Source organism: Leptospira ryugenii (genome assembly GCF_003114855.1).
Lineage (GTDB): Bacteria > Spirochaetota > Leptospiria > Leptospirales > Leptospiraceae > Leptospira_A > Leptospira_A ryugenii.
On record NZ_BFBB01000008.1, the window covers coordinates 100,612 to 114,744 of the forward strand.

Sequence of the window (14,133 nt, forward strand, 5' to 3'; positions counted from 1 at the left end):
GCTTACAACTCCCACCAACGTTTAGAGGCTTTGTATCCTTTTAACTCAAGGTATCCGATTGCTTTTTTCTTTTTTCCAAAAATCTGTCCCTCTGCAATCACCATACCTTCCCAATAGATCATTCCCGTACTTTGCCGTCCATCAAACTCTTGTTCTGAGAATACTGGCTTTACCAAAAAGTCACCATCTTTAAACTTTACCTTCCATTCTAAGGGATACTCGATTCGACTTTTGGGGCTAATCCATTTTCCAGAGGGGACAACCTCCAATGAAATGTCTTTGTTATCATAGTATTGCCTTTGCTCTTTCTGTTTAGTCCGAAGAATGGCAGTGTTTTCTTTGGATAATTCTTTATTTTCTGCAAATGCAAATGCGACAAACTCATCACCATCATCCGTCATCAGACACATCCAATCCCAAGAAGATTCTTGAGATGCAAATGCTGACTGGCCTTTGAATTTTTCTGTCCATTCATGGTCCATCCAGGATTTACCTTTGGTAATGTCATGACGGGTTCCTTCCCAAACCAAAGTTCCTTTTGTTTCCAAAAATGGATAACTATAATAATAAGAAAAGATTTCTGGATTCCTTCTGGACTTTCTCGATTTTCCCTTCTCTCCATGTACAAGTTTGTCTTTGCTAGCCTTCAGTTTCAAACTGAGTGATGATTGGGAGCCTTTTGGGAATGCCAAAATTTCAAATTCTGAATCAGAAAGAATCTTTAGTGAATATTCACCTGATACTATCATCTTATCATCAAAGGAAGCCATTCCGCCAATGTTTCGATTTTTGGTCTGAAAGCTCAGATGTTTTTGACTAGAAGGGTCGGAAAGTGCAAAGTGTACAGGAAACAACATCACTTTTGCATCCACCATAGATTCCGGAATTGAGACTTTGAAAAAGGAAAGTTCATAACCGAACGTTTTGTTTTTGTCTGACTCGATATGCCCTACAAAATAAACCCACTCTATCATGGCATCGGAATGAAAACTATGATCCTTAGGAAAGGAAAAGGAAAGACAAAAAGCAATGGATACAAAAAACGAAAGGACTCTATTCATCTAACATAGATTCCCATTTTTTTTCCAAAGGGAGAATATGCCTAAAACTCGCTTCAATTCGTTTCATACGATCTGTCATTTCTTTCAATTTGGCTCTCTGTCCCAATTTTTCATATACCTTAGCCAAATTAAACAAAATCGAAAGGTTATCATCATTGAGAGAATGTGCTTTTTTCCATTCCAATTCCGCTTTCTCAAATTGGGAAACCTTATAATAACAAAATCCCAAAACTGCATGTGAAAGATAATTATTTGTTTTAAATCTATTGTATGTTTCTAATAGAAGAATGGCCTCATCATACTTTCCCGCGTTTGCCAATGCCTTACCATATGCCAATTGTGTTATCAACTCCCGTGGCAATATTTCATGGGCTTTTTTATACTCATCACAAGCATCTTTGAAATTTTTTCGTTTATAATGTTTGTCTGCTAATTCTTTATGATGATTGAATTCAGGTAATCTAGGTGACAACTGGAAACCTAACAAAGTAATGTCGTCCATAGGATCTGTTCCCATTGTAAATTCTTTATGGACATTTATAATTGATTCTATGCTATCTTGGATACTCAGATCTTTTGTCTTTTCTATTAGACTTATCAATCGCTCTTCTCCAAAGGATTCTCCTCTATCATTTTCAGCTTCCGTTATCCCATCCGTGTAGAGGAAAAGTTTATCGCCTGGCTCCAATTGCAAACTATGGTCTCGATAGGTGTCCCCTCCATCAGGAAACATTCCTAAAAAAGTTCCCTCACCTTCTTGGATTTCTGCCTTACCTGTTTTATGACGAAACAAAATTGGACGTGGATGTCCTGCGATGGAATATACAATGCGATAGTCTCTTTCTATAAGTGCATACACACAAGTAGTGTAACCTTGTTGTTTGACTAAATCCAACAAATCTCGATTGATATGTTTGAATGATTCAGAAGGTTTTGCATATTTATAATTTGTGAATAGCATCTTTGATAGGGCTGTGATAAATGCAGCAGGTACACCGTGTCCAGATACATCACAAACAACAATGCCCAATCGATCCGATTGGAAAGGAAAATAATCATAATAATCGCCACTTACTTCCTGCATAGGACTGTAGGCAGCCCAAAATTGAATCCCTTTCCAATCAGGAATGATTTGTGGGATAAGACCTTTTTGAATGTTTTTGGCAAGTTTAAGATCTTTTGCTATCGATAATTGTTTTTTTTCTAACTCATACTTAAATGATTTTAAAATCTCAACCGCAGCTTCTAAGTCTCGGTTTTCAATGGCCAACTCTCTCGACTTCTTAACCACCTCTCCAACATCGACGAAAGACAGTTCTTCGGATGTATCTTCTCCTTTAGATACCATCATGACTTTGTGTCGATTGGAGAGATCATCCTTATTGAGTGTAGATCGTGAGAGTTGATACGGTTCATCCTTCCATTGGAAATGATACTCATTTGTATCAGCACCAAATTGGATATCAGGGCCCAAATCTTTATGAGTTACGTGGATACCATATAACTTCGTTTTGGTCATTTGAATGTTGAATTCTTTTAGCTCAAACAAAACAGCTAAGCCGTTTAACATACCTTGGAAAAAAATCGCATCATACCATTTTTCTGTGTACCGGTGTAAGTATTCGAATTGAAAGACGGCCAATTTGGAGTTTAGAATTTCAACGTTAAGACTGACGGTTCTGGTCAATCGATTGATTAGAATAGGAATGCGGTGGATCAACTCTTCTAAGGTAACCTTTGAGTTATCCATCGGAAGTAAATCATATGCATTGGTAATGAGACTTTCGGTGCCTAGGTGGTAGAGAATACCAGAGATATCCAAACTCTGGCTGATCGCAAAGATAATCTTTTCTTCCAGTTCTTGCGAAATCCAAAAATTTGGGTCTCGCATCATTTTAGAGAAGATCTCGTCCTCCAAAATATCTGGGAAAAGGTTCGAAGTCAGACCGATTTTGTTTTCTTGGGCATAGGCTCGGATCAATCCAGAGGTCCTACGTGAGGATAATTCTCGTCCAAAAGTCATAGTCATGGTATCGGCTAAAATTAAATTTCAATCGATCCTTAGGCAATAGATTTTTCAATGGAAGAAATGATTTGGTATATTCGGCTCGGTCTTCTTTTTGCTTTGTCTTTTGGTTTGGTACTCTATCAATCCGATCTTCATACAATCACCCAAGAAGTAGAAAGCCCACTCAAATGGGAGGACCAGCTGCGAATTTCCTTACAAGAATACCAGGTAAAAATCTATAAAATCCCAAAAGTTGGGGAGAGTTTTTCTACAATCCATGAAGGCGAGGAAGTAGAAATCAAAATCATAGAAACTGACGAGAAGTCAGTGGCAAAATGGGTATTGACTGGCTACCCACACCATCAGTCTGTAGAGCTGACTTTGGTGCATAAAGAAGCCGAGCCTAAAACAAAAATCGAAATCAAAAGTTTCTGCAAACCAGATCTAGTGTCTCGACTTGTATGTGCGAGTTTTTCCCCTAGCAAAAACAAATCCAAGATAGAAACTTGGGCAGCTTCTATTCTCGGCGCTCCAAACAATCGTTAGATTACTTTTCCAATAAGATAGTCGCCATCACCAAAACACCCTCTGAGCGACCAAGGGCTCCCATTCCCTCCGAGGTTGTTGCCTTAATGGAAACGTCTTCTAGTGGCAAGGATACGATGTTTGCAAGAGATTGCTGGAGTTCTTTGCGAATGGGATTGATCTTTGGATGGTCACCAACATAAGTGCAATCCACATTGACAAGCTTCCATCCTTTTTCCGCGGCCAAAGAAAGAGCTTTGTGTACAATCAGACTAGATTGCATATTTTTATGAATAGGATCTGTGTCTGGGAAGTGTTGTCCAATATCACCTAAACCTGCCGCACCCAATATTGCATCCGCGACTGCATGTAAGATCACATCTGCATCGCTATGACCCAAAAAAGCGAAATCTGATTTTACCTCTACACCAGCTAACATCAACGGACGAAATGGCTCATTGATAAGCCTGTGAAAATCGATTCCATTTCCAACTCGAAACATATATCCTACTTTTTGAAACTTAATTCTAACATCCGATTTACGGATTTTTGTGCACTTAAAATGACTTCTTCTTCCAGAAAGATTTCAAATTTTTCTTCAAGAAGTGCATCTCTTACTTTTTCTAGAGTGATCCTTTTCATATGTGGACAGGTCTGGCAAGTAGATACAAATTCCTTTTCAGGGAATTGAGAACGCAGATTGTCTCCCATAGAACACTCTGTTACTAACATTATCTTATTAGTTTTAGATTTTTGAATGAAGTCTACCATCTGCGATGTTGACCCAGAAAAGTCTGCCTCTGCCACCACATCTTCATGGCACTCAGGATGAGTAATCACAGTCACATCATTATTAAATAGCCTCTTTGTTGATCGAATATCTTCAGGAGTGTACATTTCGTGCACCATACAGCGACCTGGATGTGTAATCAGCTTCTTGTTGGTCTCCTTCTGGACATTGCCAGCCAAATACTCATCTGGAAGAAAGATAATGGTATCCGAATCAATTGCGTTTACAATCTGCACGGCATTTGCAGAGGTACAACAGACATCGGTTTCCGCTTTGACCTCGGCTGAGCAATTTACGTAGGTTACAACAGGAACTCCCGGGTATTCTGCTTTTAATTTGCGAACATCTTCTCTCGTGATGGATTCCGCAAGTGAACACCCCGCTTTTAAATCTGCAATGAGCACCTTTTTTTGCGGAGAAAGAATTTTAGCAGTCTCCGCCATAAAATGCACACCGTTGAACAAAATGATATCGGCTTTGGTTTCCTTTGCCATTTTGGAAAGGTAGAGCGAGTCGCCAATAATATCGGATACACCCCAAAAGACATCTGGTGTCATATAATTGTGACCTAGAATCACAGCATTTTTTTCTTTTTTAAGTCGGTTGATTTCTTCGGTGAGAGGAAGGATGCGACCATCAATTTCATGGTCTAGGTAAACAGGTTTTAGTTTTTTGATGAGCTCTTCTTGGGTAACAAGTGACATGGTTTTCCTCTGTGTTATAAAAATGGATCAGCAGAAAGTTTTGTGCCAGCTTCTCTTAATCCAGAATTTGCTGGTGGGATGCCATTTTCCACCGACGCACAATTGTTATACTGCAATTTCCATGCAGAGACAGCATTTTGTGAGCTTCCTGAGGATAAGCCACGTTGGGCTCTTCGGTAATCATTTGTGGATGCAAAGGAAGATTTGGAACAATTGATTGCTTGGTTGTATACAACATTGATCTCTGCAAAACAATTAAAATAAAGTTCCGCCACTGAATCTGTAGCCTTGGAACTTGGATCAATTTTGGATTTTAAGGTAGAGATTAGTGATGGGCAAACTGCAACCGAATTGTCGGGGGCTGATACACAATTTGATTCGCTCACCAAGAATTTTTGGCAAGCACCATCGACACCTGATCTTTGTGTGAGGAGGAAATTCAGAAGATTCTCATCTACGTCATTTTTCTTTTTTGACGTACATGCAAATTGCAAGAATAAAGAAACAAATATGACGAAACGTACGATTCTCATTATAACTCTTCTTCTACTATTATTTAGCTCTCTTTTCGTTGTCTATTTCCTTTTTCGAAAGCCTAAGCCTGGTGAGGCAAGCCATCCAACTGCCAGCGAAGAAACCCAAAAGCTCTGGGGACTGATCCAAAGCCAGGCTTCCCAATTGAAAAGCGAGTCTTATCCACAACCTCTGCGTACCTATTTAGACGAGCTCCAATCCAAACAAAGGTATGAATGGTATGGAAATCGAGAAAAGGCCCTTTCCTACATCCGCTCTTTTTATCCAGATGAAAGGGGGGATGTGCTCTTTCTTCTGCATATCAACTACTCCCATTATTTGGAAGATTGGGAGGCATTGGAGAGAGACCAATCTCGTACCGATTGGGAAAAATGGCAAAAACGAGAGGATCTACGAGAGCACTACTTTCCCGTCGTCAAAAGCCTACTCTTTGAAGACCACCCAACCGTAGTCCTGCAGTCATTTTTGTACTTTGCAGAGGACTTTGTTCTCAAAAATCCGCAAACGTATAGCCAAGAGCGAAGGAAAGCTTTCCAAAAAAAACGCAAGGAAATGTACAAAGAAAATCCAATCGAAATCCAATCCTGGGAAAGTGCAGAGTTTCACCGCAAACTTGTAAAGCTTATCTATGCCAGAGAGCTTTCTCTAATGACCGAGGCACAAAAACAGGAGTTCATTGAAAAGCAATGGGAGAAGGAAGAACAAGGGCTTTTTTGGAATTGACAATGGATTTTTTTTTCGTACAAGTATAGGTGATTATTCCTGATTCATAAGAGTGGTACCATGAAGCGAGTTTTATTGATCCTTACCTTAGTTGCGGTCGTCTTTGCCTGTGCAAGCGGACCAAAGAGATTGGATGACACAACAGATTTTGTCGCAGATTCCGGTGGCCTCACAAGCCAAGAATTGGTAAGAGCAGCAGAAAAATTAGCAGACCAAATTGGGGTCTATTTTAAAGAAAATCCGCAAGATGCAGGTGTCTTTGTGGCTCATTACCCAACTCGCAATGATACATCAGAGCAAATCCAGACCGAGCTTTTTGACAATGCCTTTGTTTCTAAACTCATCAAAAACAAAATTTATACAGTTCGTACCAAAACCCGCGAACAGTCCTTAAGTGAAATCCAATTCAGTTTATCTGGGCTAACATCCAATAAACTTTCCATTGGAAAATTGAAATCACCTAATTACTTTGTTCGTTGCGAAATCAACGAAAACATGTTTACTTCCGATGGAGAAAAGATCGTTGAACAGTCCATCAATATCGAGTTAGTCGAAGTAGAAACTACGATTGCTGTCTGGTCAGAAAAAGTTTCCTATCGAAAACAAGCAGTTCGTGGAAACCGTGGCGTTGGCTGGTAAGTCAGAGGTTTCTTTGGCTTCTAAAGCAATCCTCGGATTCTCTTTCCTTTTACTTTTGGTCTCGGGTTGTGCCACGGACTACAACGAGATCATACAATCGACTGAGAATAGCTATTACGCCCAAAATTATGACTCTGCGATTCCTTCCATACGAGCCTTGTACGAGGATTCGAGTACCAAAGATAGACTTCTCTTCTTAATGGAAGCTGGAATGATCTTTCATTCCAAAGGTGATTTTCAAACTTCCAACAAAGTTTTCAAGGAAGCAGAAGAGTTATCTGACAACATTAGAACTAGTCTCACAAAAGAAGGACTCGCCTTTTTACTTTCCGACAATGAATCCAACTATACGGGTGAAGACTTCGAGAGAGTGATGATAAAGTTTTTCATCGCGCTTAACTTCCTCTCCATGGGTGAATTGGAAAATGCGAAGATATACTTCCGTAGATTGGATTTCGAACTCAAAGAAATGAAATTTACATCTGCAGAATACCGCCAAAACAACGCAGCACGTTTGTTAGATGCATATGTTTCAGAAAAACTTGGCAAATTCAATGATGCAAGAGTACAATTCAAAAATATGGAATCCCTCATTGGTTCCAACCAAACTCTGGTTTCAGATCGTTTTGTGTTAGCTGCAAAAGAAAATGATGGCCGAGACATGGGAAAGTATGCCAAAGGATCTGGCCTAGTGCAGGCATACAACCATTCGATGCAGAAAGTCGATTTTCGAAATGAAAGACTTACAGAGGTGGTTATCATCCATGAGGCTGGTAAATCTGCAATTAAGGAATCCAGGGGAAAATTGCTGGAAGATGAATACTTCGCAGCCGCACTCCGAGGAGCTATAGAGATCGCAGCTCGCTCAGAAGGAGCAGGTGTTTCTGTCGCGGGTGTATTAGCTACATTGAGTACTGCGGAAAATCCTATTCCAATCTACAAAGAAAGAGATTGGGAAGGATCGCAGAGAAGGCATTTTTATGTGAACGGAGTGGATGTTGGGGCCTTCGATATTATGAACAATTACTCTGACACCGCCATAAAAAATTTCAATGATAACTACAAAGCTTTAATTACGAAAAACGTTACCTCGCTTGCCGTAAAGGTTGTCGCTGCTGTGATTGCCTCGGAGGCAGCGGCGAAGGCCATAGAATCAGGCTTAGGTGACAAAAATAAAAATGATCTCTTGAGTGGCCTTATCAGATTGGCGGCAGGGGCGGCGGCAGGGCTTGCGACTGCCCAAGTCATTGGACCAGATCTACGTTGTTGGCGGACCATTCCTTCAAATTTTCAAATCAAACGCCTCTTTCTTGAACCAGGAGAGTACAGTTTGAAACTAGATGAAGGAACGGGTATCACAAGTAACCTGCCCAGAACCATACTCGTAGAAGAAGGAAAGCCTCTCTTTCTACCAGTACGATCTTACAAAAATTAAGAATCTGTCTTCTTTCGGAGAAAGGTGGGGATATCGTAATCCTCACCATAAGATTGGTATCCCGAATTTCCATTTTGCTTTTGGGAGGCCAGATTTCTGGCATTAGATCTTAGCTGCCTTGCGGAATCTGCAATATTCTGTGCTTCAGATCTGAGTTGAGAACGGTTGGGCTCCTCTTGCTTTTTCATAAAGGAGTGCAAACTGGAACCAATTTCCTCTCCGCCAACGACACGCGGTTCTTTTGGCAAACGTTGCATTTGTTTCTTTTGGAATCCAGTAGCGATCACGGTTACACGGATCATCTCATTCAGATTTTTATCTTCATTTAAGCCAATGATGATGTTTGCATCAGGATCTGCCTGCGCAGTAATGATTTGGGAAACTTCATTCCACTCGTGAATGGTAAGGTCGCTCCCACCAGTCACATTGATCAATAAGGACTTAGCACCTTGAATGGAAGAGTCTTCTAAGAGAGTGTTGTTGATCGCTTGTTCGACGGCATCGGATACTCTGGTTTCACCCATCCCTTCCCCGACGCCAAGGATAGCATCACCAGTATCTTTCATGATCGTTTTCACATCGGCAAAATCAACATTGATGATACCAGGATGATTTACGATATCGCTAATCCCTTTCACGCCATTTAACAAAATATCATCGATAACACGGAATGCCTGGTCAATTGCGGTATTCTTATCAACAACTTGAAAAATAGAATCATTTCTGATTGTGATCAGAGTGTCCACATTTGCTCGAAGTTGTTCAATACCTTGGCTTGCTAAATCAGCTCTCCTCTTTCCTTCAAACGAAAAAGGAACTGTAACAACTCCAACAACTAAACATTTCAACTCCTTGGCTATTGCCGCAACGATCGGTGCCGCACCAGTTCCCGTACCCCCACCCATACCAGCAGTGATGAAAACCATATCTGCATCTTTTAAGGCCGCAGCAATCCTATCCTTATCTTCTATGGCAGCCTTCTGGCCTAAGTCCGGATCTCCACCTGCTCCTCTTCCTCGTGTGACTTTATTTCCTAATTGAATTTTATTTTCGACTGGTGTTTTTAATAAAACTTGTTCATCGGTATTCATCACAAGAAAGTCAACGCCTTTCATTTGGGAATTTACCATTCGAGTAACGGCATTCATTCCGCCACCGCCAATCCCAACTACTTTGATGATTGCTGGACTTGTCTTTTCTTCTTCTAGATACAGCATAAACTTTCCTTAAAGATTATTTTCCATCCAACGTTTTATTTTTTTCATCCATCCATCTTGCTCGGATCCAGCACGTATGTTTTTCTGTTCCAGATTCTGCAAACGCGACGCGTATTTTATCAGTCCGACTGCAGTTGAATACTCAGGTGTAGATATCTTCTCCACGAGTCCTGTCAATCCTGCAGGTTTGGCTCTTCCGACTGACAGCCGAAATATTTCTTCTGCAAGTCTATCGATTCCCTGCAAAAGAGAAGTACCACCAGTAAGGATCACGCCACCAGCTAATGCTGATTTAAATCCCGATCTTACAAGTTCAGCATCTATCATTTCTAAAATCTCACGGACACGAGGTTCCATAATCTCAACTAGTTCTGAACGAAATATAGTGCGGGCCTGTCTTCCAGAAATTGCGGGTATTTCTACCTTTTCTGTAGGATCAATGGCATCAATTTGGGTATGTCCATACCGCTTCTTTAAAATTTCAGCTGATTCTATGGTTGTTTTCAATCCTATCGATAGATCACTCGTGATATGAAATCCACCGAATGGTACGACAGAAGAAAATGCAATTCCTCCATCCACATAGACAATGATATCTGCAACTCCCGAACCAATATCAATAACTGCTGTACCTAAATCTTTTTCTCCACTGGTGAGGACTGCTTCAGAAGAGGCTAAGGATGACATAACGCGATCTAGTTGGACTAATCCTGCTTGTTCTATACATCGATCTATATTGGTGAGGGCGGTTGTCCCACAACTTACAATATGTACTTCAGCTTCCAAACGTACACCAGTCATTCCAATAGGATCTTTGATGTTGATCTGGTCATCGACTTTAAATTCTTTTGTGAGAACATGAATGACTTCTTGGTCGTTGGGTACGTGAACAGATTGTGCTGCCTCCACAACTCGAATGATATCATATTCTGTTACGATACGTTCTTTGTTGGTGACAGCGATGATACCTCGTTCATTGAAGCCATGCAGTGATTTACCAGATACATTTACAACGACGGCAGACACCTCTTGTCCAGCCATTAATTCAGCATCACCAAATGCTTCAACTATGGACTTGGTAGTGGTCTCGATATTTACGATAGAACCATTTTTGACTCCAGAAGACGGGTAGATCCCTGTCCCAATGATTTCAATCTCATAATCACTGAGGAGTCGTCCTATGACTACTTTGATCAATGAAGAACCTAAATCAAGGGCTGTAATAATTGGCGCATCATCCATATCAATGATAGACAGCGTCTTCTCCCCGTAGATCGATTTCATTGGCTTTAATCTCTTCCGTTTCTAAATAGGCAAGTGCCGCATATAATTTTCGGACGTTGTAAAGATTAAATGTATTTCCAATCAATACTTTGATAGGATTTGGAGATTTCAGAAAAATTATGTAGTCTCCATCATCCTCAATTTGAATTTCAGAGATTCTTGTTTTTAATGCGGGATAAGCAACCAAAGCAGACCGTAATACAGATGCTATATCATTAAATTGTGTACCTTGGATTTGATTTGATGAGATGGGGAAATTTCCGGATATTGTGAGCAAATAAGGATCCAAAACATGATTCTCAGATAGTATCATATTTTGATCGTCTACTTCGTATAACATATCCCCTACGTGCACGATGAACTCCGCAACTCTCTCCTGCAAAGTAATGATTAATCTTCCATCACTATTGCGATTTACTCGTGCTTTTTGTATCCGAGGATGAGAGTTTAACTTTTGCTCCCATTTTTCCCAAGAAAGTTTGTTGGGATCTAGCGGATCCGATGGGATTTCTAAGTATTCCATCAAATCCTGCGATGTTAAAACTATAAGTCCCTCAAACACGAGTTTTTGGATCGGTTTAGGTCGTTTTGCCCAATGAAAAAGGGCCATTGCTGCAACCAAACCAGACACCAAAAGAACCAAAGGCACAAGCATCCGATGGTTTGGTCTTTTTTCTTGGTTTTCCTCACTAGTGTCAACCATATATTGATTATGTCTCTTTGGAAGGCTAGTTAAGAGAGAAGGCTTTTGTTTGGGAATGCAAGCAGAAATAAAAAAAGGCCAGACATACGTCTGACCTTTCTCGAATCGTGTAGGTAGGAACGATTAGTTGCTAGCGACTTGGCTAGCTCCTTTTGTAACGTCCATAGAGACTTTTTTGTATTTTGCTGCCTCTGCCTCAAGAGCAGCTGCCCTTCTCAAAAGCTCTTGTTTCTCATTGGTTTGGGAAATTGCTTTTCCACCATGAGCCACTTGAGCTCTTTCACGGAGCGTTTGTGCCAGTTCCAATTTTTCTTTTGCCACGCTAGCAAGGTACTCAGATACAGCCGATTTTTGAGCTGGGGTGGAAGCTTGTTCAATTACAGCAGATTCCAAAAGCTCGAATCTTTCATTTGTATCAAGGGCATACAGATTGGCAGTGCTCAATCCTAGGCCTAAGAACCCGATCGCGATTTTTTTTGTTAGTTTCATGGTTTTGACTCCTCTCTAGAGTTTGGGAACCTTTTGAGATCCCCTCTTTGTTTATGCTTAGATTAGACAATGGCATGGATTAATTTCAATCCAAAAAAACAAAAAAACAGAACCAAATGCGCTAAATCCGACTGAATTTAGAAAAAAATGCAAAATATTTAGCAATTCTTGATTAATTTTAATCATTTGGGACATAAAAAAAGCCTTTCCCCAAATATTGAGAGAAGGCTCCTTCTAATTGTAGGCGGTGGGTCTTAGTATTTGGTCTTCGAGTAGCTCATCTTTTTATTTAGGATGATCTCTACCTTCGTTACTTCACCTGATTTTACAATAATTTCCGCGTTCTCCAATTTCAAATCTTCCATAAAACTGGCTCTGATTTCATACTTGCCCGGTTTTAAATTGGTAAACCAAAAGTAACCGTCTTTATCTGTCGTGACCTTTGTGATTTGGTTTGTGGAAACAATGGTTGGCATGTAGATTTGGTGTTTTTCGATCGGGTTGTCTAGAGTTTTGTAGAAAACCCGTCCCTGGATCGCTCCAAATCCATCCATAGATTCGTTGATATCTACAGTGGTTGTCTGCTTGGCAATGACTGCGGCAGCCGTTTTGAACACGGGGTAATTGTCAGCCCGAACTTCAATCTGGTGCACACCTGCAGGAAGTTTATCGATCTTGATTTGGTAAACTTCACCTGGGATGAGTTTGCCCATCCGAGTCGTTGCCCCCCAAATGGAAGATTTTTCCGTCGAGATGACGGATACGTATTCCTCGCCATCGACTAAGACTTTGATCTTTCTGATCTGGTCTTCCGGGATCGAAGACTTCAACTTGCCTTGTTTATTCAATAAGTCGTATGGAGATTTATTCGTAGAACCTGCATAGGATTTGTCTTTGATGATAGAGGTTTTGATGAGCAAATCACCGGTTGTGATCGAAGGCGGCGCTGGCGGTTCTACGTTTACTATGGGAGGAATGACAACGGTACTTGTGTTTTCAACCACAGTTTGTGGCTCCTCCGTGGGAGTAGTGACCACAACCGCATCAGTGTTATTCGGAATGACGGGAACCACAGTAGGATTGTTGGGTGTAGGTGTTACATTCACAGGTTGGTTGATCACAGTGTTTGCAGGAGGCTGTGGAGGTTCTTGGGGTTTTGGGGAGCCTACCAATAAAATACCCGCAGCATTGCCCGAGATTTGCGGGGTTTGTTCATGATTAAACTTTTTTGCCATCTTCACCGTTTCCTCTTTGGCGACAAAAAAGGCTTCGAGAGCGGTGACCACCTTATCATTGTTTAGGTCCGCTTTTTCAAAGGAATTCCCGAGATTGTACGTGAAGATTCCATGGTTAATAGAACCTCCAACTTCAATAGACGTTTGGTCATCGTCAGAGGAAGAGATGATGGCTTTGTCTTGGAAAAAGTAATCATCTGCATTCTGCAAAACAACTCCGTCATTGCCTTGGGCAATGGGTACTTCGGCCGCACCACGAGTGTTCTTTCCTTTTTTTGCTATCCCGCCGGAATAGCAACAGTCCATTACCATAACTGTTTTTGGGCTTTTGATATCAGATAAAAATTCGTTTAGCTCTTCATCAGAGATATGGGGCCTATCAAAACAAATCAGATAATTGCGCATTCCATTCTTTGCTTTGGCATCTTTCATGTACATTCCGTGGCCGGAGAAGTAGATAAAGACGGAATCGTTTTTGCCAGCCTTGGAACCGATCTGTTTGATGGCATTCTTTACATTGTCTCGAGTCACCATAGAACCAAGCAGAACTTTCATTTCCTTGAAGTTCCCATTTTTTTGCATTTTTTCTTTCAAAAAATTTGCATCAGCTTCACAGAGATTGAGCTCGGGGATTTTTGCCGTGTTGCCTTTGTAATTTGTGCCAATAAATAAACCATATCGATCTTGGGCGGATAGGGAAAAAGAAAACAAGTAACAGACAAGCGCAAGAAGGAGGGATCTGTGGAATACAAACATGTAGAACTTTCCTCTCATGTAAAATTTGAA

14 protein-coding genes are annotated in these 14,133 nt (G+C 40.7%); 4 read left to right on the forward strand and 10 right to left on the reverse strand.

Annotation, left to right across the window (positions count from 1 at the left end):
• Positions 1-2: 2 nt before the first annotated feature.
• Positions 3-1,061, reverse strand: coding sequence for a carotenoid 1,2-hydratase (locus DI060_RS13070; RefSeq protein WP_108977349.1), 1,059 nt, complete (start codon positions 1,059-1,061; stop codon positions 3-5).
• A complete protein-coding gene (locus DI060_RS13075) occupies positions 1,054-3,090 on the reverse strand; it encodes a PP2C family protein-serine/threonine phosphatase (protein WP_244594399.1) in 2,037 nt (678 codons plus the stop codon). The genes DI060_RS13070 and DI060_RS13075 overlap by 8 nt, the downstream gene beginning before the upstream one ends.
• Positions 3,091-3,150: 60 nt before the next feature.
• Between DI060_RS13075 and DI060_RS13080 the strand changes: the two genes are divergently transcribed.
• Complete coding sequence (locus DI060_RS13080) at positions 3,151-3,615, forward strand: hypothetical protein (RefSeq protein WP_135355054.1); 465 nt, start codon at positions 3,151-3,153, stop codon at positions 3,613-3,615.
• Between the two features lies 1 nt (position 3,616).
• Here the strand turns inward: DI060_RS13080 and ispF are convergent, their stop codons facing one another.
• The 3 genes from ispF to DI060_RS13095 are packed head-to-tail and all read right to left on the reverse strand — an operon-like array spanning position 3,617 to position 5,621.
• Positions 3,617-4,096 carry a 2-C-methyl-D-erythritol 2,4-cyclodiphosphate synthase gene (gene ispF, locus DI060_RS13085; protein WP_108977355.1) on the reverse strand — a complete coding sequence of 160 codons (480 nt, stop codon included), beginning with the start codon at positions 4,094-4,096 and terminating at the stop codon, positions 3,617-3,619.
• Between the two features lie 5 nt (positions 4,097-4,101).
• Complete coding sequence (gene nadA / locus DI060_RS13090; protein WP_108977357.1) at positions 4,102-5,088, reverse strand: quinolinate synthase NadA; 987 nt, start codon at positions 5,086-5,088, stop codon at positions 4,102-4,104.
• Between the two features lie 14 nt (positions 5,089-5,102).
• On the reverse strand, positions 5,103-5,621 hold the full coding sequence (locus DI060_RS13095; RefSeq protein ID WP_108977359.1) for a hypothetical protein: 519 nt from the start codon (positions 5,619-5,621) through the stop codon (positions 5,103-5,105).
• Between DI060_RS13095 and DI060_RS13100 the strand changes: the two genes are divergently transcribed.
• From DI060_RS13100 to DI060_RS13110, 3 genes are read left to right on the forward strand one after another with little or no spacing between them, the layout of a single operon-like run.
• Positions 5,599-6,345 carry a hypothetical protein gene (locus tag DI060_RS13100; RefSeq protein WP_108977361.1) on the forward strand — a complete coding sequence of 249 codons (747 nt, stop codon included), beginning with the start codon at positions 5,599-5,601 and terminating at the stop codon, positions 6,343-6,345. The genes DI060_RS13095 and DI060_RS13100 overlap by 23 nt on opposite strands.
• 60 nt (positions 6,346-6,405) lie before the next feature.
• Positions 6,406-6,984, forward strand: coding sequence for a penicillin-binding protein activator LpoB (locus DI060_RS13105; RefSeq protein WP_108977363.1), 579 nt, complete (start codon positions 6,406-6,408; stop codon positions 6,982-6,984).
• Positions 6,959-8,419, forward strand: a complete 1,461-nt coding sequence (locus DI060_RS13110) for a COG3014 family protein (RefSeq protein ID WP_244594400.1) — start codon at positions 6,959-6,961, stop codon at positions 8,417-8,419. Before DI060_RS13105 ends, DI060_RS13110 begins: the two co-directional genes overlap by 26 nt.
• Here DI060_RS13110 and ftsZ read toward each other — a convergent pair.
• The 5 genes from ftsZ to DI060_RS13135 all read right to left on the reverse strand — a co-directional run bounded on the left by ftsZ (position 8,416) and on the right by DI060_RS13135 (position 14,103).
• On the reverse strand, positions 8,416-9,636 hold the full coding sequence (gene ftsZ, locus DI060_RS13115; protein ID WP_108977365.1) for a cell division protein FtsZ: 1,221 nt from the start codon (positions 9,634-9,636) through the stop codon (positions 8,416-8,418). The two genes, DI060_RS13110 and ftsZ, sit on opposite strands and share 4 nt — an antisense overlap.
• Positions 9,637-9,645: 9 nt before the next feature.
• Positions 9,646-10,878, reverse strand: coding sequence for a cell division protein FtsA (gene ftsA, locus DI060_RS13120; protein ID WP_167837040.1), 1,233 nt, complete (start codon positions 10,876-10,878; stop codon positions 9,646-9,648).
• Between the two features lies 1 nt (position 10,879).
• Positions 10,880-11,623 (reverse strand): cell division protein FtsQ/DivIB, encoded by a 744-nt coding sequence (locus DI060_RS13125; protein WP_108977367.1) that lies wholly within the window; start codon positions 11,621-11,623, stop codon positions 10,880-10,882.
• Between the two features lie 123 nt (positions 11,624-11,746).
• Positions 11,747-12,112, reverse strand: coding sequence for an LIC_10421 family protein (locus DI060_RS13130; RefSeq protein ID WP_108977369.1), 366 nt, complete (start codon positions 12,110-12,112; stop codon positions 11,747-11,749).
• A 254-nt stretch (positions 12,113-12,366) separates the two neighbouring features.
• Entirely contained in the window at positions 12,367-14,103 is a 1,737-nt protein-coding gene (locus tag DI060_RS13135) for a caspase family protein (RefSeq protein WP_108978116.1), read from the reverse strand.
• Positions 14,104-14,133: the final 30 nt, after the last annotated feature.

Bases quoted from the DNA above. Each gene is read 5' to 3' on its own strand.
- DI060_RS13095 (WP_108977359.1), bottom strand. From the start codon at position 5,621: ATGAGAATCGTACGTTTCGTCATATTTGTTTCTTTATTCTTGCAATTT.
- DI060_RS13130 (WP_108977369.1), bottom strand. From the start codon at position 12,112: ATGAAACTAACAAAAAAAATCGCGATCGGGTTCTTAGGCCTAGGATTG.
- DI060_RS13080 (WP_135355054.1), top strand. From the start codon at position 3,151: ATGATTTGGTATATTCGGCTCGGTCTTCTTTTTGCTTTGTCTTTTGGT.
- nadA (WP_108977357.1), bottom strand. From the start codon at position 5,088: ATGTCACTTGTTACCCAAGAAGAGCTCATCAAAAAACTAAAACCTGTT.
- ftsA (WP_167837040.1), bottom strand. From the start codon at position 10,878: ATGGATGATGCGCCAATTATTACAGCCCTTGATTTAGGTTCTTCATTG.
- DI060_RS13075 (WP_244594399.1), bottom strand. From the start codon at position 3,090: ATGACTATGACTTTTGGACGAGAATTATCCTCACGTAGGACCTCTGGA.
- DI060_RS13135 (WP_108978116.1), bottom strand. From the start codon at position 14,103: ATGTTTGTATTCCACAGATCCCTCCTTCTTGCGCTTGTCTGTTACTTG.
- DI060_RS13125 (WP_108977367.1), bottom strand. From the start codon at position 11,623: ATGGTTGACACTAGTGAGGAAAACCAAGAAAAAAGACCAAACCATCGG.
- DI060_RS13105 (WP_108977363.1), top strand. From the start codon at position 6,406: ATGAAGCGAGTTTTATTGATCCTTACCTTAGTTGCGGTCGTCTTTGCC.
- DI060_RS13070 (WP_108977349.1), bottom strand. From the start codon at position 1,061: ATGAATAGAGTCCTTTCGTTTTTTGTATCCATTGCTTTTTGTCTTTCC.
- ftsZ (WP_108977365.1), bottom strand. From the start codon at position 9,636: ATGCTGTATCTAGAAGAAGAAAAGACAAGTCCAGCAATCATCAAAGTA.
- ispF (WP_108977355.1), bottom strand. From the start codon at position 4,096: ATGTTTCGAGTTGGAAATGGAATCGATTTTCACAGGCTTATCAATGAG.
- DI060_RS13100 (WP_108977361.1), top strand. From the start codon at position 5,599: ATGACGAAACGTACGATTCTCATTATAACTCTTCTTCTACTATTATTT.